This is a genomic window from Acinetobacter sp. YH12027 (assembly GCF_013420085.1).
Lineage (GTDB): Bacteria > Pseudomonadota > Gammaproteobacteria > Pseudomonadales > Moraxellaceae > Acinetobacter > Acinetobacter amyesii.
Genome location: NZ_VOYW01000015.1, coordinates 1 through 19,976, shown reverse-complemented (window position 1 = coordinate 19,976; position 19,976 = coordinate 1). Strand labels below are relative to the sequence as shown.

The following is a 19,976-nucleotide window of genomic DNA, read 5'->3' as shown; positions in this document are numbered from 1 at the left end:
ATTTATGCAGGAATACGAAGCACCTGACCTGGGAAAATGTCATCGGCATTTTTTAACAAAGGACGGTTCGCTTCAAAAATTTTATTGTATTGATTTGCATCACCATAAAATTCTTTAGAGATTTTAGACAGGTTATCTCCCGACTTAACAGTATAGAACTTACTTTCAGGCTCAGGACTCGTCACTGTTAACTGATCATCTACTTGTGCCACATGATCAATATTCCCTACTGCTAAGATAATCTTTTCACGATCTGCTTGGCTTTGTACCTGACCTTTCACTGTTGCTAGATCTGAAGTCCCGTTATAACTCACAGACAAGCCAGTTACAGGTAAGCCCAGTGCTTTGATATGACCCAATAACTTATTGGCAATTTCTTGTGCAGATGGTTCAGAAGGTGTTGCTGGCGCTGCTTGAGGCTCTGCTGGCGCTGTATTTTTTTTACCAATACCTTTTACAAAATCAAAAAGACCCATGTTTTTCTCCGTTGTTTTTACTGTTTTAAATCATTTAACTATTGTTCAAACTCTATTCTTATAGCTAAAAAATAACCGCTTTTGAGTTGTTGTTGGTGACAGAAACGTAAGCTAATGTAAAAACAAAATATTCGGCATAAAAAAGCCACCGAATGGTGGCTTTTTAAATCAGCATCGCTGAAATCTAAAATTAACCTAGTTTCTTAGAAACGTAGTCAATTGCAGATTGTACAGTAGTGATTTCGTTTGAGTCTTCATCAGGAATAGTGATGTCGAAATCGTTTTCGAAAGACATAACTAATTCAACTAGGTCTAGAGAGTCTGCACCTAAGTCATCCATGAAAGAAGCTTCATTTTTGATCTCGTCTGCTTTAAGACCAAGTTGTTCAGCTACTGCTTGTTTTACGCGTTGTTCGATATCGCTCACAGGAATTCTCCTCATTGCTTGTGGCGTTTTTAATGCCGTTAGTTTAATTGAATCTAAATCGTTTTGAAAGTTTATACTTGAGCGCTTAGCTCATGTATAAACCACCATTTACATGTAATACAGTTCCGGTAATGTAACTTGCCTTTTCAGAAGCAAGAAAACTTACGGCATTTGCGATATCTTGCGGCTCACCTAAACGGTTTAAAGCCACTTGATCACTCATCTTTTTACGAATTTCTTCGCTTAACTGTTCTGTCATTTCTGTTGCAATAAAGCCCGGAGCCACTGCATTTACAGTGATTTGGCGGCTTCCCATCTCTTTTGCAAGGCTGCGACCAAAGGCCTCAATCCCTGCTTTTGCAGCAGAATAGTTTGCTTGTCCTGGGTTAGCAAAATGTGCAACCACAGAACTAATATTAATAATTCGTCCAAAACGTGCTTTGGTCATGCCCTTTAAAACACGTTTAGAAAGTCGATAAACGGCTTTCAAATGAATGTTGAGAATGTCATCCCAATCATCTTCTGACATACGAAGTAACAAATTATCTTTGGTAATACCCGCATTGTTCACTAAAACCAATACAGAACCAAAGTTTTGCTCAATGTCTGATACCAATGCATCAATTGCAGTTGCATCACGTACATCTAGAACTTTACCCGCACCATTTTCAGCAAAAGCAGCAGATAATTTTTCCGCACCCGCTTCTGAAGTTGCAGTACCTACAACAAAATAACCGTCTTGAATCAATTGCTGAGCAATTGCTGCTCCAATCCCTCGGCTCGCACCTGTTACTAAAGCAACTTTGCGTTCTTGTGTCATGCAATTTTCCCTTCTGCCACTAAAATGGCATTCAGTGCATCTTCCATACGACCTTTCGTGTCGAGTGGGAATGCTTTTTCAATATTTGGCAAACGTTTTGCGAGATTCGCAAGGACATTACCCGGACCACATTCAGCAATGTACTGAATACCTTGGTCTTGCAAATACTGCATGGTCTTTGTCCACTGTACAGATTGGTATAACTGTGCAGTTAACGCCTGACGTAATTGCGCTACATCAGTCGCGATTTCAGCGCCTACATTTTGTATTACAGGTATAGTAGGCAGCTCAATGGCAGTTTGTTCCAATGCTGTCGCAAACTGTTCAGCAGCAGGTTTCATCAATGCACAATGCGATGGTACAGAAACCGGAAGTGCGATTGCTTTACCGCCATTTTCTTTAGCAGCAGCCATAACCGCTTCAACCATGGCTTTATCGCCCGCAATGACAACTTGACCTTGTGCATTGTAGTTTGCAGCATCTACTGAACCTGGGCCTTCTGCTTGTGCACAAAGTTCAATCACTTTAGCATCATCTAGACCCAAAATTGCCGCCATTGCACCTTGACCTTCAGGTACAGCACTTTGCATTAACTGACCACGTAGGTTCACCAGTTTAACGGCATCACCTAGGCTCATCGCACCTGCAGCAACCAAGGCGCTGTATTCACCTAATGAATGACCTGCAAGGTATTTCGGTGCAACACCACCTAACTCTAACCACACACGCCATAAAGCAATACTGGCAGTCAGTAGTACAGGTTGAGTAAATTCTGTTTGGTTTAACCCTTCACCACTTTGCGCAATTTGCCAAAGATCAAAGCCAACTGCTTCTGATGCTTCTGCAAATGTTGCTTGCACACTACTAAACTGTTCTGCAAGTTCAGCGAGCATGCCGACTTTCTGTGACCCTTGACCCGGGAACACGAATGCAGTTTTAGTAGCTTGAGCTGCTTGCTCGAGTTGTTTAGCAGACATAAAAAATCCTTTATCAAGACTGGTGAATTTATGCTATTTGGACATTTATTCAACACAATCCCATGTAAGCTTGTTTCAGGGACGGAAATTTAACACTTAATTTTTGTCTTGGTAATTGCCAAATGCAACAAAAAATCGGTACAAAAAAAGGGAGCTTAACGCTCCCATTTTTTCTACTAAGCTTGACGCTTAATACATCACCAATTATTCAGCAGATGCTTTAGCGAATAATTGACGACCACGGTAGATACCATCTTTAGATACGTGGTGACGACGGTGAGTCTCGCCAGTAGCTTGGTCTACAGTTAATGCATTCTCGGTTAAAGCGTCATGTGAACGGCGCATGTCACGGCGAGAGCGACTTTTACGGTTTTGCTGAACGGCCATGATGGCTCCTTACAAAGATCGAAAAAATGGATCAGAACAAATTCGATTGTCTTATACTCAAGAGTATAACACAAAAATTAGTTAAGTTTACCCTTCAAACCTGCCAAAACATCAAACGGGTTGTCCCGTTTTTCTTCAACAAGCTCTTCAGCGGCAGGTTGATGCTTATGTTCACAAGCGTCATGCTTAGGTGACAAAGGCATCAACAATAACAATTCATCCTCTATCAGTGAGAGTAAATCAGCAGTCGCAGGCGCATCATATGAACCTTTGGTTGTTGCTTCACTTTCACCTAAAACGATGAAATCAGCATCCTCATCCAAGCGCTCTATCAGTGACTCGTCATCTACAAGAGCTAGATGAAAACTTGAAACAAGCGGGATCTCAACAGTATCCAGACAACGCTGGCATTCCATTGGAACATTTGTTTCAACATGACCATCTAGCCATACAATGCGATGATAAGCATCCATTGATAGCTTACAGTCTATGTTAATCAATTGATCATCAATTGATCCAACAGCTTCACGAGCAATACGAACAAAGCGAGATAATGGCAGTGTTCCTGACCATTTAAAGCCCTGTTCAGCCCATTTAAACGGCTCAATCTGTGCCGGAAAGGTATTTGCTGACATAATTAAGGCGGCAATTCTACAAATTCATCAGTACTCTGTCAAAGATTAAGATACAATTTTGTACTTATTTAGACAGACCATTTGGGTAACTTAAGTTATGCATCTGTTGCAGCCGCAAACAGAAGTGAATATTTCATCACTTATGAGCACAATTTCAACGCTTGATTCTGACATTTCAACCGACCAAGTGCAACTCTCGGCTTGGGAGAAACTTTCCACAGAAACAGAACACGTCGATTGGCTCATCTTACACTTTAATCATTGGTTTTCCCACCTGAATGTGAGCTTAGTGAAAGGTGACTTTGAGCCCGAGTACTTTCCTGCTGATTCAAACGGCCCTGCCCGTATTCAATTTGCTCATGGTTATTTCAATAGCGCTTTGCATGAAATTAGCCATTGGACTATTGCTGGTGATCAACGCCGTTTACTTCCCGATTTAGGCTATTGGTATGCACCAGATGGTCGTAACAAAGAACAACAAGCCCTCTTTGAACAAGTTGAGATTAAGCCGCAAGCGATCGAATGGTTATTTGCCAAAGCCTTTGGACGTAAGTTTCGTGTATCACTTGATAACCTCACCGGTGAAGGAGGAGATGGCAGCAGCTTTAAAGATAATGTCTATGCACAATTACAGGCTTATTTTAAAGGCGAAGCCAAACTTCCACGCGATGCTTGGCGCTTTATCCAATGCATTTGTCACTGTACACGTGCTGGCAAAATGTTACAGGCGAATGAATTTCAACGTGAAATGCTTGATTAAATTATACAATTTGACTGCATTTCACATTGCACAAAGCAAATAGACCGCGACATAATGTCTAGAGCTTTTAATAATAAGAGGAAAACGACATGTTGCATTTAAGAATACATCCGGAAAATCCTCAACCCCGTTTAATTACGCAAGCCGTTGAACGGATTCGTGCCGGCGATGTGGTGGTTTATCCCACAGATGCCGCCTATGCCATCGGTTGCCAGATTGGGAACAAAAATGCCATGGAACGCATTGCCCAAATTCGTCAGCTCGATGCTAAACATCAATATGCGATTATTTGTGCAGATTTATCTGACATTGCCACGTATGCCAAAGTCGACAATGCCATGTATCGTTTATTGAAAAATAACACCCCTGCGGTCACCACCTTTATTTTGCCTGCGACCAGTGAAGTTCCTCGCCGTTTAATGCATCCTAAAAAGAAAACCATTGGACTGCGCATTCCGAGCAACCCGATTTGCCAATTATTACTCAAAGAACTCGGTGAGCCGTTATTAACATCGACCTTAATTTTACCGGGTCAAAAAGAACCGATTGATGATCCTTACGAAATTGAACTGCAAATCGGCAAACGAATAGATGTATTAATTGATGGCGGTTTAGGTACTTTAAATACCACTAGCGTTGTAAACCTTGCAGGTGAATACCCTGAAGTGATTCGCCGCGGTGTCGGTGATGTCAGTGCATTTGAATAGCGTGTACTGTTAAATACATACTGTAACCAATCAGAGGCTCAGCATGTAATATACGTCTGCTTAAAACTCGGTTAATGCACCTTTCGATAAAGGAATCGACCTGATGACTTTATTTCAGATTTTACTCAAGCTCCAAAATGCGACAGACCTCAGTGTCTCCGAGCAAAGCAGTCTCAATCATTTTGCTATATATGCCACTGAGCCGTGGACTTTAGAATCCACGGCTCAACTGAGGGCAAAAGATGAAAATTTAATTTCACCAATAGCGACAACACAGCCGCAAATTTTTCGTTATTTTCTGCATGCATCAACGGTCAAATCACTGTTTAAACGTAGAGCTAATCAAAACCTCTGCTCGCAAGCGCAGTGCCAACTCATCATAGAATTTGCACTTGAACAAAAGATATGACTAACAGGCTCAAAGCCTTGAATAGTGGTTTTTGCTCAAGCGCAATAAAGCTGCATAAATTCTTTTAAGTGAATTTTTTGTTGTCCCAGCTCATCAAAATTATTTGTATCGAGCCAAGCTGCATAAGCTTGAGACAACATTGGCCAATCCTGATCTAACATCGCAAACCAAGCGGTATCACGGTTACGACCTTTCACAATCACATGTTGACGAAACAACCCTTCAAATTGAAAGCCAAAACGCAAAGCAGCGTTTTTCGAAGGCGTGTTCAAGTCATCACACTTCCACTCCACCCGTCTATATCCCGCTGAAAAGCATGCTTTTAACAATAGATAAATGGTTTCTGTTGCGGCGGTTGATCGCTTCATTAAACTTGAAAAAAAGACATTGCCAATTTCGATGACAGCATGTGCTGGGCGTACATTGAGCAATCCAATCCACCCTACAATGGCATCACCGACCTCAATGACATAATGCATCGAACCGGTAAAATGAAAGGATTGCTGAAAATAATCACGCAATTGCTGCATGCTTTGAATTTGAGAATAAGGCAAATACGTCCAACAGCGTTCATCAGGTTCTTGTTGTACTGTCTGCCATAGCCGCTGTAAAAGACTATCATCAAGCTGATCGGGTAGCATCGGAATAAGTCGAACAGATTGCCCCACTTCGGTTTTACATCTGAACTGGCATAGTTCAAACTGCGCCAACGTCATCCCTACGGCCTGACCCCATTGATTATATTGTTGTGGCATAGCTAATATTCTTTTAGTCATTTCATTCAATTCATTTCATGATAGACGCCCATCACCCAGATATCACAGCTTAAATGCGCTCACGGATTGACGAGTGTATTTTTTATAATTAACACAAGATGTGATCGATATCACAGCTTTAAAATTTTACATGTGTATAAATAAAGCCTATTCCCTATAAATTTTATGTTTTTTACCCAATTCAACCGTTCAGTAATTTCTTTAAACGCATTTTTCCATTACACTATTCCTTATAACTTTTGTGCTTTTACTTTCGATGTGAGATCGAAGTGAAAGCTGTCTGCATGCCTTTGAAAATTCGCGTGGCCTATAATTGCAATGAACCAAACTGTCCATAATTCTATGGAAAATGCTCCACACATTCGCGTTTTGGATGAGTGGCAAGAAGCTATTCCAGAAGATTTGTACATTCCACCCGCTGCATTTGAAATTCTATTAGAGCATTTCGAAGGACCACTCGACTTTCTGATTTACCTGATTCAAAAAAATGGCTTCGACTTATTACAAGTCGATATTGCTCCAATTGCATCCCAATATTTGTCCTATATGGATGCAATGAAATCGCTAGATATTGAATTAACCGCAGATTATATGGTGATGGCAGCTCTATTGGCCGATTTAAAATCGCGTCTATTATTGCCAAAACCTAAATCGACCGCGGCACATGAACAAGATCCTAAACAAGAATTGATTGACCGTTTAGAAACGTATTTGCGCATCAAACAAGCTGCGGAAAGATTAGGTCAAATGTCGGTGTTGGATCGAGATACTTTCGATACCAATGTCAGTTTAGGAACGATTGTCGAAACCAATGATGGTTATGACATTCAATTACTTCGTGATGCCATACTCTGTGTTTTTAATCGACCAGAACCGGTTACCCACCAAATTCTACAAGAACCTGTCTTACTCGAAGAACGTATTGCTTATATTGAAACTAAGCTTGAGTCAGGTGAAGTATTAGACTTTGCGGACTTACTCAAACCAAGCCAAGGCCGCATGGGTGTTGTCGTGACATTTATGGCCGTGTTGGAACTGACACGCCAACAAAAAGTTCAAATTGTCGCATCAGGTGTAGAAGCACCGCTTGCAATTCAGGGAGCACGTGCATGAACACTGAACTTAAACAAATGACTGCGGTGTCTTCAGAAGATAATCTGCATGAAATTTTGATGCAGCTTGAAGCCATTATTTTTGCCAGTGAAGCGGCGGTGAGTATTGCCCGTTTAAAAGAGGCTTTCCAAGACCGTTTCAGTAAAACCGAATTACGCCAATATTTGCAGCAGCTTTCAATGCTGCAACACGGCAGATCAATTGAACTTGTTGAAACCGCTCAAGGTTTCCGTTTTCAAGTACGTGCAAAATATCGTAATATTATTGCACAGACCTGGCCTGAACGACCAACTCGTTTATCGCCATCCTTGCTCGAAACTCTTTCTGTCATTGCTTACCATCAACCGGTAACCCGCGCAGATATTGAGCAAATCCGTGGGGTGACCAACAATAGTCAAATTTTACGTACGTTATTTGACTGGAACTGGATTAAAGAATCTGGTTTTCGTGAACTCCCAGGACGACCCGCGTTGTTAGTTACAACGCCTCAATTTTTAAATGCTTTTGGTCTAACCTCTTTGGGCCAATTGCCTCCCCTGCAGGATGCCAAGGAAGCTTTTATGGCCCTCGATGCGAATGCACCGAAGTCATAAATAGGTGAACTGTTGATGATAATTTCTAAGGTTATGCTGTCATGAGTGAAAAATTGCAAAAGGTGCTCGCACGCGTTGGTTTGGGTTCTCGCCGTTATATGGAAGAAGTCATTGCCGCTGGTCGTGTGAGCGTAAATGGGCAAGTTGCCGAAGTGGGTGAACGTATTGAACCGGGTGATGAGCTTCGCATCGATGGTCGTAAAGTTCAGTTCCAAATTGAAGACGAAATTCGTCGCCGTGTGTTGATTTACTATAAACCAGAAGGCGAAATTTGTTCACGCAATGACCCTGAAAACCGTCCAACGGTATTTGAACAATTACCTCAAATTACCGGTGATCGCTGGGTAATGGTAGGTCGTCTAGATATCAACTCTACAGGTCTATTGCTGTTCACAAATGATGGTGAACTGGCGAACCGTTTAATGCACCCTTCTAGCGAAATCGAACGTGAATATGCCGTTCGTGTTATGGGTGAAGTCACTCCTCAGTTAAAAAACAACATGTTACAAGGCGTTGTTTTAGATGATGGCCCTGCAAAATTTGAGTCATTCTCTGAAATTGGTGGTGACGGTATTAACCGTTGGTATCAAGTGGTCGTAAAAGAAGGTCGTAACCGCGAAGTTCGTCGTATTTTCGAATCTCAAGGCTTAAAAGTGAGCCGTCTTTTACGTACACGTTATGGTTCAGTAATTCTGCCACGCGAACTACGTACTGGTCGCTGGATCGAGCTAGATAAACAAGATATCGACAACTTAACCAAGTCCGTTGAGCTTAAACCACGTCAAGGTACTGGCCTGTTTGGCATGGCGAAACGTCGTACTGAACGTATGCAAGATAAACCAATGGCAGCACGTCGTGGTGGTTACTTACGCCAACAACGTCGTGACAGTGACGAAAACCAGCCACAACAAAGCAATGGTTATCAAGACAATCGTGGCGAACGTCGTACTGGTGGTACTGAAGGTGGATTCCAAGGCAATGGATTTAATCGTTCAGAGCGTCGCAACGACGGTTTCAACAATAACCGTAATGATCGCAACAGTGAAAACTTCGGTAACCGTGAACGTCGTAACGACAATTTTGGCAATCGTGAGCGTCGTAATGACTCTGTGCCAAGTCGCGCATTTAGCGGAAACAACAAAGGCTTTAAGAAATTTTAATTTCTTAAGTATAAAAAAACCGCTCATTTGAGCGGTTTTTTGTTTCTTTATACTGACGGAATCAACACTGACGGAATCACTGGAACATCAATCCATAACGCCTCTGGAAAGTGTTTGGCTAAATATGCTTTTAAATATTCAGCAGTATCTTTAGAAATCAATACATCTTGCGATTCATCATTTAAATTATAAGCCAGTGCATAAAGCGCCAAGCCACGACTTTTTAGTGCTTCCAAACTTAAAATCGTATGGTTAATGCTGCCCAAACGCCCCGAAGTCACCAAAATAACGGGATATTGCTTCTCTACAACATAGTCGATGGTTAAAAGGTCCGTAGTCAATGGCACCATCAACCCTCCCGCACCTTCGAGTAAAACGTTGTCATATTTTTCAGTTAAACGTTTTGTCGCGTATTCAATTTTAGCAAAATCAATGTCACGTCCATCGAGTTTGGTGGCGAGATGTGGCGACGCAGGATAACTAAATATTTCAGGCATCGTAAGTTTGGTTTCATCTTCGACCAACAACCTCGTACCCATAATTTGACGATGTTGTTCTATATCCTCAGAAATATCGACATTGCCTGTTTGGATCAACTTTTGCGTGATCGTTCGCGCCCCTTGTTCATTCCATATTTTAGCCAAATAGCCTGTGGTATATGTTTTACCGATGCCTGTGTCTATTCCACTGATAAAGTAAATTTGAGCCACTTATTTTTTCCTTACAATACATTGGATGGGATGATAGGTCAGCGGATACTGAAAATCCTCTGAATCAGGAGCATGTACAAACTGTGCATAATCCAGATAAAACTGTTGCAAAGTGCTTTTTGTCCAGCGATGTTGTGCCGTTGCAGTCACTCCCGTTGCCTTAATATGCTGAAGCACATCGCGGGGATGCTCAAAATACAATTGCTGTACCTCTTGCTTCATCATGACAAATTCAAAACCACAATCCATCAAAAACCGTTGCAGCAGATGAATTTCAAAATAATCCAAACCGCAGCCCGTCAGTTGCTTCATTTCACGCAAATTTTCCGTACCAAAACTGCTGAATACAAAATATCCTTGTGGCTTTAAAGCTTCATATATTTTGCTAAACAACTGCGGTAAATCGGACATCCACTGCAAAGCAGAACTTGAAATAACCAAGTCTAAGTTTTGCGGAAGCGCCTGCTTTTCAATATCACCCATCAGCAGATGGGTATGGGTCTTTTGCAAAAAGGTAGCATCTTGCAAAGTGACGATATTTTCAGACAAGTCATTCAAATATAAAGTATCAATTGAACAATGCTTTAACACTTCCTGCGTGAACATTCCTGTACCGCAACCAATTTCCAAAGCCTGATGCCAATGTTTTTTCCCGACATACTGATCCATCAGTCCTGCCAGCTCTGTGCAGATTCTTTTTTGAACCACAGCCTGCTGATCATAGGTCAACACAGCTTTAGAAAAGCGCTGCTTAATTTGAGATTTATCCAGCATCTTACTCTGCCATTAGTTGCTTGATTAATGTATGCAGCTCTTCTTGACCAATGTTGGAAGTCAAAGAGATGCGTAAGCGCGAACTATGCTGCGGCACAGTGGGTGGACGTACAGGCATGATATAAAAACCTGCTGCTTGCAAAGCTTGAGCCTTTGCTACAGTTTTATTCGACTCGCCAATAATGACGGGCACAATATGTGATGTAGATGGACAATCAAAACCTTTGTCTTGCACAGCTCGCTGCAAACTTTGACTGATTTGCTGTAAATATTGACGCTCTGCTTTTAAATTTAAAACATTCTTGAAGATAAAATCTGTCCACGCCATACAGATCGGGGGCTGTGCGGTACTAAAAATCAACGGTCGCATCGAGTTAATCAAATAGTCACGAATAATCGAATGACAGATGAGATACCCCCCTATTGAAGCCAGTGCTTTACCAAATGTCCCGACTAAAAGATCAATATCATCCATCACTTGATATTGTTCAGCACAACCTAAACCTCGCTCACCGCGCACACCAATGGCATGCGCTTCATCGACATACAGCATGACTTTGCTAAATTGCCTTTTGATCCGTACCAGTTCAGCTAAATCTGTTTCATCACCATCCATGCTGAAAATCGATTCAGTCACTACAATGATCCGCTCAAAAGCCTCATTTTCATGATATCTGCATAAAAGCTGAGATAAATGTGCCAAATCATTATGGCGATAGCGCACATATTTCGCAGTTGATAAGCGGATGCCATCAATCATACTGGCATGAATCAACTTATCCGCCAATATCAAGGTTTTACTGTCTGCCAGTGCAGGTAAAATCCCGATATTCATGTGATAGCCGCTGTTAAATAACAGTGCTGATCGGCCATGAAAGGCATCACTTAATGTTGATTCAAGTTGCTCATATTCTGGAAAATTCCCCGTCAGCAACCGCGAAGAGGATGAACTCATCCAACGCTGTGCGTTCGGGGTTTCATCAAAAAATTGTTCACGTAGATGTTGGTTTGAAGCCAAACCTAAATAGTCATTTGACGCCAAATTCAACATTTTGTGATCATGAATACTAATGTAACGATCGTGCTGATGATTTGACGTGAACTGACGTAAGTTGCCATGCTGTTTCAGCTGATCAAGCTGCTCTGAAAAATGGTTGAGCAGATTCATGCTGGCTGCTCCATGTTTTTCACCACCTCAACCATGTGTTCTAACAATGTTTTTAATTCATGCTCAGAAATAATATATGGCGGCATGACATAAACCAGCTTACCGAATGGACGAATCCAAATGCCACGACGGACGAACTCCTGTTGTAGCGTTTTCATATCGACATTAAAGGTCAATTCCACCACACCAATAGCACCAAGTATTCGCACATCTTTGACATGTTCAAGCGATGAAAGTGCTGGTAAATGAAACTTCAATTGTGTTTCGATACGTCGAATATTCGCTTGCCAATCTTGAGAAAGCAGCAGTTCGGTACTTTTTACTGCGACCGCACATGCCAACGGATTTGCCATAAAGGTTGGGCCATGCATAAACACACCCGCTTCGCCTTGGCTGATCGTATTCGCAACTTTCTGCGTAGTCAGGGTTGCAGACAAGGTCATATAACCGCCTGTCAGTCCTTTACCAATACACATAATATCTGGCTCAACTGCGGCCCATTCCCAAGCAAAGAGTTTTCCTGTTCGCCCGAAACCTGTCGCGATCTCATCGAAGATCAACAAGATATTGTATTTTTCGCAGAGTAATTTAGCTTGACGTAAATATTCAGGATGATAGAAACGCATACCTCCGGCACCTTGCACGATCGGCTCTAAAATCAGGCCTGCAATCTGCGCATGCTGTTCAGAGAGAGTCTTTTCTAGCTCAGCAATATCCGCCTGATTCCACGCTTGGTCAAAGCCAACTTGCGGCGCAGGAACAAAAATTCGATTTGGTAAACTTGGGCCAAAAATTTGATGCATCCCTGTCACGGGATCACACACAGACATCGCATTCCAAGTGTCGCCATGATAGCCAGAACGTGGTGTGACAAAATTAGTTTTATTCGGTTGATGTAAAGATGCCCAATACTGCACTGCCATTTTCAAGGCTACTTCGACAGCAACCGAACCTGAATCGGCAAAGAAGATTTTATCTAAACTGGGCGGTGTGATTTTTAACAGTAATTTAGCCAGTTGAATCGCGGGATCATGCGTCAATCCACCGAACATGATATGTGACATCTGTTGCAGTTGATCGGTCACAGCCTGATTTAACTCGGGATGGTTATAACCATGAATCGCACACCACCATGAAGACATACCGTCAATCAATTGACGACCATCTTCAAGCTCAATCATCACCCCTTGCGCACGTTTCACTTTAAACGTTGGAAGGGGCTGAGTCATCGATGTATAGGGATGCCAAATATGCTGCTGATCAAATTGTAGATCGGTTAAATTGGCCATCCCTCACTCCATGTATCAGGCTTAAACATCAATGTGGCAAGATGTTAAACCCACGGCAATGAAAAATAAATTGCCATAAAGCCCAGCTAGTCAGAGATTTGTTCTATTTTCTTTAAATATTGGCAGATTTTGCAACTTATGACTTCAGATTGAAACAATGGAAAGCCATGTGAGCCGGAAACCAATTCTGTCTCCAAAAACTTTGCAGCTAAATTACGCAATAATCGCTCAACTTTGTAACTAACCAAATAATCTTGCTTAGCAAAAATATGGTATTGATGACCTGTGTAATTTTTCAAGATACTGACATTATTGAGCTTCTCCAAACAGTTCAATCCAGCTCGAAGCACATCTAAATTTTGCGCTTGAATCAAACTTTGCAAGGTGATGAAATCTTGCTTGCTGCTATCAGTGCCCTGACAAACCATATAACCAAACTTTTTTAGGGTCGAAATTGCATCCTGCTCGAAAGATTGTTTGAAGCTTTGAAAACTGACTTGATCCATCGCAGCAGGCCACTGTTCATCAGCCACAAAACTTGGATTTGAACCTAATGTGATCAGCACTTTCTGTTGTTGATATTTTTTTTGAATTTCATCTACCAAAATCGTCGCCAATTGACCACCAAGAGACCAGCCAATAATCACATCAAATTGCTGCGCCAATTCAACTTTCTGTTCGAGCACTTCTAGATTTAAGGCATCAAAAATATTCCATAATTCGACCTGATAACCTTGAGCGATCAATGCCTGCTGTAAAGGAGCAAGTAATTTACGACCGCCGCCCCAGCCAGTAATAAGTAAAATATGTTGATTCAATACAAACTCTAAAATTAAACGATTCCACATAGTATAAAAGTTCAAAGCAAGTTTGATAGTGGCATTTCAGCACATCAACCGATTTGCCAAAAGACATTCGCAATCGACTTCAATAAATATAAAATCAGCCAGCCTACAGCGCTTTAAAATTTGCTAAGATCAGATAAAGAACAATATAAACTGATGCTCTATGAAAGTTTCTTCATTGCTAAAAATCTGTTTCATGACATGTGCTTTAATAGCAACTACCCAAATCACAGTTGCTGAAACATCAATACTCAGCACCAGTCAAAACAAACAAAAACAATGGGTAGGCACACCCGCACCCAACTTTAAATTACAAGATCAAAACGGAAAATGGCACGAACTGAAGCAATATCAAGGGAAATGGCTCGTTCTGTACTTTTATCCCAAAGACAACTCACCCGGTTGTACAGAAGAAGCCAATCAATTTAAAACCCTATATCCACAATTTTTAAAAAGTAATGCGGTTGTTTTGGGTGCAAGCTTAGATGATGTTGCATCACATCAAACGTTCTCTAAAGCACTCGGACTTCCCTTTCCAATTCTTGCCGACCTCCAACATAAGCTGGCGACACAGTTAGGTATTGTACGAAACTTAGGGATTTTGAAAGTTGCCAAACGTGAAACCTTTCTGATTGATCCGAAAGGCATTATTGTTTATCACTACACCAGTGTGAATACACAGACACATGCGGCGCAAGTCTTGGCAGATATTAAAAAACTACAACAATAGTTTTCATGGCCCAATAAAAAACCCAGCAGAAGCTGGGTTTTTTGGATATTTTTTAAATTACATTTGAGACTGAATATAGTTTGGTAGACCAATAAGTTCGATCAAACGCATTTGCTTTTCAAGCCAGTAAGTATGATCTTCTTCAGTATCTGACATTTGCTGACGGAGCATATCACGGGTCACATAGTCACCCTTTTCTTCACACAATTTTACGCCTTGTGCAAGTTTCTCACGAACATGATATTCAAGCGCCAAATCCGCTTTTAAACAAGTCACAACGTCTGTACCGACTTCAATATCATCACGATTCATATTCGGCGTTCCTTCAAGGAACAATACGCGCCGAATCAATGCATCTGCATGTGAGCCTTCTTCTTGGCTTTCATGATCGATACGTTCAAAGATTTTACTTAAGCCCCAATCTTCATACATACGGGAATGAATTAAGTATTGATCACGAGCAGCCAGTTCGCCACCGATCAGCATATTTAAGTAGTCTACGACTTCTGGATTGCCACGCATTTTCTTCACTCCATACCCTTTTCAAATATTATGGACAAGTTTCAAAATGAATGCAAAATATAATTTTTGTAAGTTTATGATTTATATAAAATTTAAATGATAAACATACGCATTTGCAGTTCAATTCCGCGCATTTTTCACATATAAAAGAAGCCCTTGCAGAAAATTTAAGGCATTTAGAACACGAAATAATCAAAAATCGCTGGATGCTGTTTTTTGTAACAATTAACAATGCGTCTTGTTTAGCAAAAATATCTCCTGATTGATTCAACACACTGAGCTTATCGCTATGGGAAACTTTATATTGATGCCCTATGCATTGCTGTCAAAGACAAGGCGAAAATCTCCAACGAAGACAGACTTAAGCTGAAGTCCAACGTGCATTCTTCCACGCTTGCTGTTGCCTTAAATCTAGAAAAGTCCAAGCGACAAAACGGCTTTCTTTTTGTCCCTGCGTCATTTTAATGGTTTTCACATCCACTGCGCCGCTCTTCGCTAAGGCCTTTAAAAGCACGGGCAATGTTGTTTTCTTGGAAACCAGCGTACTAAACCAAAGGCATTGCTCAGCAAAATGAATACTCTCTTGCACCATTTGGCAGACAAATCGTTCTTCACCACCATCACACCAGAGTTCGTTCTTTTGACCACCAAAGTTCAATACCACCTTGGTCCGATTAACTGGCTTACCCAGTTTTCTTAATTTTTGCGTTGCTGTCGCGTTGGCTTCATCTTGCGAGGCATGAAATGGTGGATTACACATGGTCAAATCAAAACGATCTGAAGGTTTAATCACACCATTGAAAATATTGCTCGCTGTCTTCTGCAATCGAATCTGAATCCCTTTACGCAGATTCGGATTGGCCTCCACAATAAATTGAGCACTTTTAACCGATGCAGCATGTATGTCTGAGCCGACAAATTTCCAACCATAGCTCCGATGACCAATGATCGGATAAATACAGTTCGCGCCAACCCCAATATCTAAGACTTGAACGGCGTGTCCAGTTGGAATCTGCCCTTTATTGTTTGCACTCAACAGGTCAGCTATATAGTGGATATAGTCCGCTCTACCCGGAATAGGTGGGCAAAGATAATCTTGAGGAATATCCCAATATTGAATGCCATAAAAATGCTTGAGCAATGCTTTGTTGAGCATTTTCACAGCGTGCGGATCAGAAAAATCTACCGATAAATCATTATATTTATTTGGGCTGACAAAAGGCGCAAGTTCCGGACAACTCTTGATTAACTGCGGAAAATCGTAACGACTGCGATGCAGATTTCGTGCATGTAGTTCCGATTTTTGTTGCGGAAAAGATTTCTTTGCTTGCGCCATATGAATGCCAATAATCAACGGGAGAACAGAATCATCTGATAAGGCAGGATCTATACCTGCAAATTAATCGATATTGTACGTGAATTTAACTGACAATGACGCCCCAATCCTTTTATTTGCCTATCTGCAAAATCCATAACCACGTGGACATCTATTCTTATTTAATCTGTACATTTTTGGTTGCTATAGCATTCAATCTCATTAAACAAAACTGTGAAACATTACTCAAAATTTAAGCATGGAACGGAAAGAATCTCGTAAAAAGCCCAATCACACATGATTGGGCTTTTTACATCAAGATAAAATCTTGTAATTTAAAGATAAATAAAAAGATGTTAGAAACCATTTAAAGTGTCTGTATTCTCACCAATAAAAATGTTTAGTCTATGATGTACATCAACATCATGGACCGGATATAATTTGAGATGCTGATCACTATGTCTGACAAGGAAATACAACGTCTTGCAGTTCTACAAGACGTTCGCGATCGACGTATTACACAAGTCCGTGCTGCTGAAATCCTGAATCTTTCTACCCGCCAAATTACCCGATTATTACAGAAGCTAAAGCAAGACGGTGTTTCAGGCCTGACACATGCCAGTCGTGGTCAACCTGGCCATCGTCGCCATGATGAAGCCGTAAAGTCTGAATGCCTTTCCATTATTTCTGAACATCTGCTGGGCTTTGGCCCAACCTTGGCTCATGAGAAGCTGATGAGCATGTTTGGTCTGAATATTCCTGTGGAAACGGTTCGTCGCTGGATGACTGCCAATGAGCTCTGGATTCCGCGATCCAAGCGTCTGAAACGGCCATATCAGCCTCGATATAACCGGGATTGCTTCGGTGAGTTGATCCAGATTGATGGTTCATATCATGACTGGTTTGAAGGACGAGCCGCCAAATGCTGCTTGCTGGTTTATATCGATGATGCCACTGGAAAGCTGTTGCATCTGCGCTTTTGTGAGGCTGAAACAACCTTTGATTATATGCTTTCAACCCGAGCCTACATTGAGCAATACGGCAAGCCGTTGGCCTTTTATAGCGATAAACACTCGGTATTCCGAGTCAATCAGAAATCCTGCCAAGACAGCAAGATCACGCAATTTGGGCGGATCCTCAACGAGTTAAACATTGATATTATCTTTGCCAACTCACCGCAGGCCAAAGGTCGTGTGGAACGTGCCAACAGGACACTTCAGGATCGTCTGATCAAGGAGATGCGTCTGGAAGGCATCAGTTCGATTGCCGAAGCCAATGCCTGACTACCCTGCTTCATTGAGCAGTTCAATCAGAAGTTTGTCAAGTGTGCGAGAAATTCCAAGAACTTACATCGCCCTTTAACAGAGTTTGATGCTGAACTGGAGGATATTTTCACCTGGCAAGAACCGCGTAAGGTCACGAAGAACCTGACCATCACGTATGACAAGTGTATTTATATACTTGAGCCAACAGCACTGAATCATAAGCTTGTTGGGCAATACATTTCATTTCTGGAGTATCTGGATGGCACTGTAGCGATCATGCATGAAGGACGGAAGATCAACTATAGCACCTTCAATAAACTGGCTGGACTACAGCAAAATGCAGTTGTTGAGAATAAAAGATTAGGCTCGGTTCTGGCCCATATCCAGCAGCAACATGAGGAGTTGGAGAAACAGAATAAACGTTCCCGTCTCAAGAAAAGTATGCCGAGTCGTAAAGCTCAGAAAGCTGTTATTGAACAAAGATATTTAAATCCTGTTCTTGACTCTTGCAGTTAAAAACAGGACATTTTAAATGGTTTATCGCATAGACATTTTAATTGGTGAATAGCAGAAGAAGCTTAGACCTAAGATCTAGGCTTTAAATTAAAGCGCACAAGTTAGATATGACTCTTTGTCCATTTTTCTGTGAGATTTTGCGTCCATACTCATAAGAATATGCATCTATCCAACATTCATCCCATATTCACGCTTTTAAGATCATAAAAAAGTACTTTTGCAGCGTTCACATGCATTCTCTGCTGAATTTAGTGCACATTAAACCCAATCATCAACATATATTTTTTCAAATCAATCAAAGACAAAACTAAATATTTTCAATATGATAAAAAATGCGTCAATTAAAGTTGAAGAATATGAATAGCAAGACAACAAGACAGATACTCGTCACAGGCGCGACAGGCTATATTGCCAGTTGGGTCATCAAAAATTTACTCGAATTAGGTCATACAGTGCATGCCACAGTTCGAGATCTGAATAAAACATCAGGATTTGCACATCTCGAAAAAATTGCAGCTAAAACAACTGGCGCTTTAAAACTGTTTCAAGCCAATTTATTGGATGAGGGTGCATTTGATTCAGCCATGCAAGGTTGTGACATTGTGATCCATATGGCATCCCCTTTTGTTGTGACCAACTATAAAGACGCAATAAAAGACATTATTGAGCCGGCTATTTTAGGCACTGAAAATGTACTCAACAGTGTCAATAAAACAGAATCTGTACAACGTGTTGTCGTGACTTCAAGCATCGCATCAACCTATGGTGATGCCATTGATATTCTACAGACCGAGCATAATGAATTTGATGAATCGCATTGGAATACCTCCAGTTCAGAAACTCATCAGCCTTATCCATATTCAAAAGTGATGGCTGAGCGCAAAGCTTGGGAAATGCAAAAAGCACAAAACCGTTGGGATCTGGTCTGTATTAATCCAGCACTGGTCATGGGGCCATCTTTAACAGCGTCAACACAGTCAGGAAGCGTTGAAGTTCTACAACAGTTTGCCAATGGTATGACTTTGGCCGGTGTTCCACCAATGTGGAATGGTATCGTCGATGTTCGCGATGTTGCCGATGCGCACGTACAAGCAGCTCTCAATCCCGCAGCGAGCGGACGTTATATAATTAGTGGTGGCACATTAAGCCTATTAGATATGGGCAAATTATTGCGCGCACATTTTGGGAATAAATTTCCATTTCCGCGCAATACCTTACCGAAGTTTGCTTTTAAGGCATTTGGCCCTCTTGCCGGCTTCCCTCGTAAATTTGTTGAACTCAATATGGGCTACCCAATTTACTTTAATGCAGCTAAGAGCAAGAAAGAATTAGGGATCGAATACCGTGATATTCAAAACAGTGTGGTTGAGCATTTCCAACAACTTCTCGATGACGGTGTTGTGAAGCAATATATTCCGTGAATCACTCATCAATAAAAAGCCACCTTGAATAGGTGGCTTTTTATATTAAAAAACTAGGGTGTGTTGACATTTACAGCCGATAAATTGAGCTAAAGAGGCAACCATATAAATATACAAGCTAAAGCAACAGCGCTTTGATAGTTACGTTTTAGCTTATCGTATCTTGTGGCAATTCCTCTAA

General features: G+C 41.3%; 22 protein-coding genes and 1 pseudogene. 9 read left to right on the top strand and 14 right to left on the bottom strand.

Features of this window, described 5'->3' with window-relative positions; all coding sequences use genetic code 11:
* Positions 1-2: 2 nt before the first annotated feature.
* The 6 genes from lysM to FTT94_RS07120 form a co-directional block, all read right to left on the bottom strand.
* Positions 3-476 carry a peptidoglycan-binding protein LysM gene (gene lysM / locus FTT94_RS07145; protein ID WP_078190053.1) on the bottom strand — a complete coding sequence of 158 codons (474 nt, stop codon included), beginning with the start codon at positions 474-476 and terminating at the stop codon, positions 3-5.
* 190 nt (positions 477-666) lie between these two features.
* Positions 667-903 carry an acyl carrier protein gene (gene acpP / locus FTT94_RS07140; protein ID WP_078190054.1) on the bottom strand — a complete coding sequence of 79 codons (237 nt, stop codon included), beginning with the start codon at positions 901-903 and terminating at the stop codon, positions 667-669.
* An 85-nt stretch (positions 904-988) separates the two neighbouring features.
* Entirely contained in the window at positions 989-1,723 is a 735-nt protein-coding gene (gene fabG / locus FTT94_RS07135; RefSeq protein ID WP_078190055.1) for a 3-oxoacyl-ACP reductase FabG, read from the bottom strand.
* On the bottom strand, positions 1,720-2,700 hold the full coding sequence (gene fabD, locus FTT94_RS07130) for an ACP S-malonyltransferase (RefSeq protein ID WP_168379587.1): 981 nt from the start codon (positions 2,698-2,700) through the stop codon (positions 1,720-1,722). The genes fabG and fabD overlap by 4 nt, the downstream gene beginning before the upstream one ends.
* A 204-nt stretch (positions 2,701-2,904) precedes the next feature.
* A complete protein-coding gene (gene rpmF, locus FTT94_RS07125) occupies positions 2,905-3,087 on the bottom strand; it encodes a 50S ribosomal protein L32 (RefSeq protein ID WP_004279227.1) in 183 nt (60 codons plus the stop codon).
* Between the two features lie 77 nt (positions 3,088-3,164).
* Positions 3,165-3,722 carry a DUF177 domain-containing protein gene (locus FTT94_RS07120; protein ID WP_078194223.1) on the bottom strand — a complete coding sequence of 186 codons (558 nt, stop codon included), beginning with the start codon at positions 3,720-3,722 and terminating at the stop codon, positions 3,165-3,167.
* Positions 3,723-3,819: 97 nt separating this feature from the next.
* Between FTT94_RS07120 and FTT94_RS07115 the strand changes: the two genes are divergently transcribed.
* The 3 genes from FTT94_RS07115 (at position 3,820) to FTT94_RS07105 (ending at position 5,598) form a co-directional block, all read left to right on the top strand.
* Positions 3,820-4,482, top strand: coding sequence for an elongation factor P hydroxylase (locus tag FTT94_RS07115; protein ID WP_180170497.1), 663 nt, complete (start codon positions 3,820-3,822; stop codon positions 4,480-4,482).
* Between the two features lie 89 nt (positions 4,483-4,571).
* Positions 4,572-5,189, top strand: coding sequence for an L-threonylcarbamoyladenylate synthase (locus FTT94_RS07110; protein WP_078190059.1), 618 nt, complete (start codon positions 4,572-4,574; stop codon positions 5,187-5,189).
* Positions 5,190-5,292: 103 nt separating this feature from the next.
* Positions 5,293-5,598, top strand: coding sequence for a hypothetical protein (locus FTT94_RS07105; RefSeq protein ID WP_180005435.1), 306 nt, complete (start codon positions 5,293-5,295; stop codon positions 5,596-5,598).
* A 35-nt stretch (positions 5,599-5,633) separates the two neighbouring features.
* On the opposite strand, the gene FTT94_RS07100 is transcribed toward FTT94_RS07105, so the two are convergent.
* Entirely contained in the window at positions 5,634-6,353 is a 720-nt protein-coding gene (locus FTT94_RS07100) for a GNAT family N-acetyltransferase (RefSeq protein ID WP_180170496.1), read from the bottom strand.
* A gap of 339 nt (positions 6,354-6,692) precedes the next feature.
* Between FTT94_RS07100 and FTT94_RS07095 the strand changes: the two genes are divergently transcribed.
* From FTT94_RS07095 to rluB, 3 genes are read left to right on the top strand one after another with little or no spacing between them, the layout of a single operon-like run.
* Positions 6,693-7,487, top strand: coding sequence for a ScpA family protein (locus FTT94_RS07095; protein ID WP_180170495.1), 795 nt, complete (start codon positions 6,693-6,695; stop codon positions 7,485-7,487).
* The gene (gene scpB / locus FTT94_RS07090; RefSeq protein ID WP_078190063.1) at positions 7,484-8,080 is read left to right on the top strand and encodes an SMC-Scp complex subunit ScpB; all 597 of its coding nucleotides are present in this window, start codon (positions 7,484-7,486) and stop codon (positions 8,078-8,080) included. The genes FTT94_RS07095 and scpB overlap by 4 nt, the downstream gene beginning before the upstream one ends.
* Before the next feature lie 41 nt (positions 8,081-8,121).
* Entirely contained in the window at positions 8,122-9,240 is a 1,119-nt protein-coding gene (gene rluB, locus FTT94_RS07085; RefSeq protein WP_180170494.1) for a 23S rRNA pseudouridine(2605) synthase RluB, read from the top strand.
* Between the two features lie 47 nt (positions 9,241-9,287).
* Here the strand turns inward: rluB and bioD are convergent, their stop codons facing one another.
* The 5 genes from bioD to FTT94_RS07060 form a co-directional block, all read right to left on the bottom strand.
* The gene (gene bioD, locus FTT94_RS07080; protein WP_180170493.1) at positions 9,288-9,950 is read right to left on the bottom strand and encodes a dethiobiotin synthase; all 663 of its coding nucleotides are present in this window, start codon (positions 9,948-9,950) and stop codon (positions 9,288-9,290) included.
* Positions 9,951-10,724, bottom strand: coding sequence for a malonyl-ACP O-methyltransferase BioC (gene bioC, locus FTT94_RS07075; protein WP_180005440.1), 774 nt, complete (start codon positions 10,722-10,724; stop codon positions 9,951-9,953). It lies immediately after the preceding gene.
* A gap of 1 nt (position 10,725) precedes the next feature.
* Positions 10,726-11,892 (bottom strand): 8-amino-7-oxononanoate synthase, encoded by a 1,167-nt coding sequence (locus tag FTT94_RS07070; protein WP_180170492.1) that lies wholly within the window; start codon positions 11,890-11,892, stop codon positions 10,726-10,728.
* Positions 11,889-13,181, bottom strand: coding sequence for an adenosylmethionine--8-amino-7-oxononanoate transaminase (bioA, locus tag FTT94_RS07065; RefSeq protein WP_180170491.1), 1,293 nt, complete (start codon positions 13,179-13,181; stop codon positions 11,889-11,891). Before bioA ends, FTT94_RS07070 begins: the two co-directional genes overlap by 4 nt.
* Positions 13,182-13,267: 86 nt before the next feature.
* Positions 13,268-14,029: a YqiA/YcfP family alpha/beta fold hydrolase gene (locus FTT94_RS07060; protein ID WP_180170490.1), complete on the bottom strand. Its 762-nt coding sequence runs from the start codon at positions 14,027-14,029 to the stop codon at positions 13,268-13,270.
* Between the two features lie 193 nt (positions 14,030-14,222).
* Here FTT94_RS07060 and FTT94_RS07055 point away from each other — a divergent pair, with 193 nt between their 5' ends.
* Positions 14,223-14,756 (top strand): peroxiredoxin, encoded by a 534-nt coding sequence (locus FTT94_RS07055; protein WP_373683086.1) that lies wholly within the window; start codon positions 14,223-14,225, stop codon positions 14,754-14,756.
* Positions 14,757-14,813: 57 nt separating this feature from the next.
* Here FTT94_RS07055 and bfr read toward each other — a convergent pair whose 3' ends face one another.
* Both bfr and rlmF read right to left on the bottom strand, forming a co-directional pair.
* Positions 14,814-15,278, bottom strand: a complete 465-nt coding sequence (bfr, locus tag FTT94_RS07050) for a bacterioferritin (RefSeq protein WP_067762676.1) — start codon at positions 15,276-15,278, stop codon at positions 14,814-14,816.
* Positions 15,279-15,639: 361 nt separating this feature from the next.
* A complete protein-coding gene (gene rlmF / locus FTT94_RS07045; protein ID WP_180005444.1) occupies positions 15,640-16,614 on the bottom strand; it encodes a 23S rRNA (adenine(1618)-N(6))-methyltransferase RlmF in 975 nt (324 codons plus the stop codon).
* Between the two features lie 425 nt (positions 16,615-17,039).
* On the opposite strand from rlmF, the pseudogene FTT94_RS07040 reads away from it, so the two are divergent.
* Positions 17,040-18,374: pseudogene (locus FTT94_RS07040) on the top strand (ISNCY family transposase).
* Between the two features lie 356 nt (positions 18,375-18,730).
* The gene (locus tag FTT94_RS07035) at positions 18,731-19,795 is read left to right on the top strand and encodes an aldehyde reductase (RefSeq protein WP_180041086.1); all 1,065 of its coding nucleotides are present in this window, start codon (positions 18,731-18,733) and stop codon (positions 19,793-19,795) included.
* Positions 19,796-19,976 lie beyond the last annotated feature (181 nt).

Excerpts from the sequence above, each read along its gene's own strand:
- fabD (WP_168379587.1), bottom strand. The coding sequence starts at position 2,700 with ATGTCTGCTAAACAACTCGAGCAAGCAGCTCAAGCTACTAAAACTGCA.
- FTT94_RS07055 (WP_373683086.1), top strand. The coding sequence starts at position 14,223 with ATGACATGTGCTTTAATAGCAACTACCCAAATCACAGTTGCTGAAACA.
- FTT94_RS07120 (WP_078194223.1), bottom strand. The coding sequence starts at position 3,722 with ATGTCAGCAAATACCTTTCCGGCACAGATTGAGCCGTTTAAATGGGCT.
- FTT94_RS07095 (WP_180170495.1), top strand. The coding sequence starts at position 6,693 with ATGAACCAAACTGTCCATAATTCTATGGAAAATGCTCCACACATTCGC.
- FTT94_RS07035 (WP_180041086.1), top strand. The coding sequence starts at position 18,731 with ATGAATAGCAAGACAACAAGACAGATACTCGTCACAGGCGCGACAGGC.
- FTT94_RS07115 (WP_180170497.1), top strand. The coding sequence starts at position 3,820 with ATGCATCTGTTGCAGCCGCAAACAGAAGTGAATATTTCATCACTTATG.
- FTT94_RS07110 (WP_078190059.1), top strand. The coding sequence starts at position 4,572 with ATGTTGCATTTAAGAATACATCCGGAAAATCCTCAACCCCGTTTAATT.
- rlmF (WP_180005444.1), bottom strand. The coding sequence starts at position 16,614 with ATGGCGCAAGCAAAGAAATCTTTTCCGCAACAAAAATCGGAACTACAT.
- FTT94_RS07060 (WP_180170490.1), bottom strand. The coding sequence starts at position 14,029 with ATGTGGAATCGTTTAATTTTAGAGTTTGTATTGAATCAACATATTTTA.
- bioC (WP_180005440.1), bottom strand. The coding sequence starts at position 10,724 with ATGCTGGATAAATCTCAAATTAAGCAGCGCTTTTCTAAAGCTGTGTTG.
- rpmF (WP_004279227.1), bottom strand. The coding sequence starts at position 3,087 with ATGGCCGTTCAGCAAAACCGTAAAAGTCGCTCTCGCCGTGACATGCGC.
- FTT94_RS07070 (WP_180170492.1), bottom strand. The coding sequence starts at position 11,892 with ATGAATCTGCTCAACCATTTTTCAGAGCAGCTTGATCAGCTGAAACAG.
- bfr (WP_067762676.1), bottom strand. The coding sequence starts at position 15,278 with ATGCGTGGCAATCCAGAAGTCGTAGACTACTTAAATATGCTGATCGGT.
- FTT94_RS07105 (WP_180005435.1), top strand. The coding sequence starts at position 5,293 with ATGACTTTATTTCAGATTTTACTCAAGCTCCAAAATGCGACAGACCTC.
- FTT94_RS07100 (WP_180170496.1), bottom strand. The coding sequence starts at position 6,353 with ATGCCACAACAATATAATCAATGGGGTCAGGCCGTAGGGATGACGTTG.
- rluB (WP_180170494.1), top strand. The coding sequence starts at position 8,122 with ATGAGTGAAAAATTGCAAAAGGTGCTCGCACGCGTTGGTTTGGGTTCT.
- scpB (WP_078190063.1), top strand. The coding sequence starts at position 7,484 with ATGAACACTGAACTTAAACAAATGACTGCGGTGTCTTCAGAAGATAAT.
- fabG (WP_078190055.1), bottom strand. The coding sequence starts at position 1,723 with ATGACACAAGAACGCAAAGTTGCTTTAGTAACAGGTGCGAGCCGAGGG.
- lysM (WP_078190053.1), bottom strand. The coding sequence starts at position 476 with ATGGGTCTTTTTGATTTTGTAAAAGGTATTGGTAAAAAAAATACAGCG.
- bioA (WP_180170491.1), bottom strand. The coding sequence starts at position 13,181 with ATGGCCAATTTAACCGATCTACAATTTGATCAGCAGCATATTTGGCAT.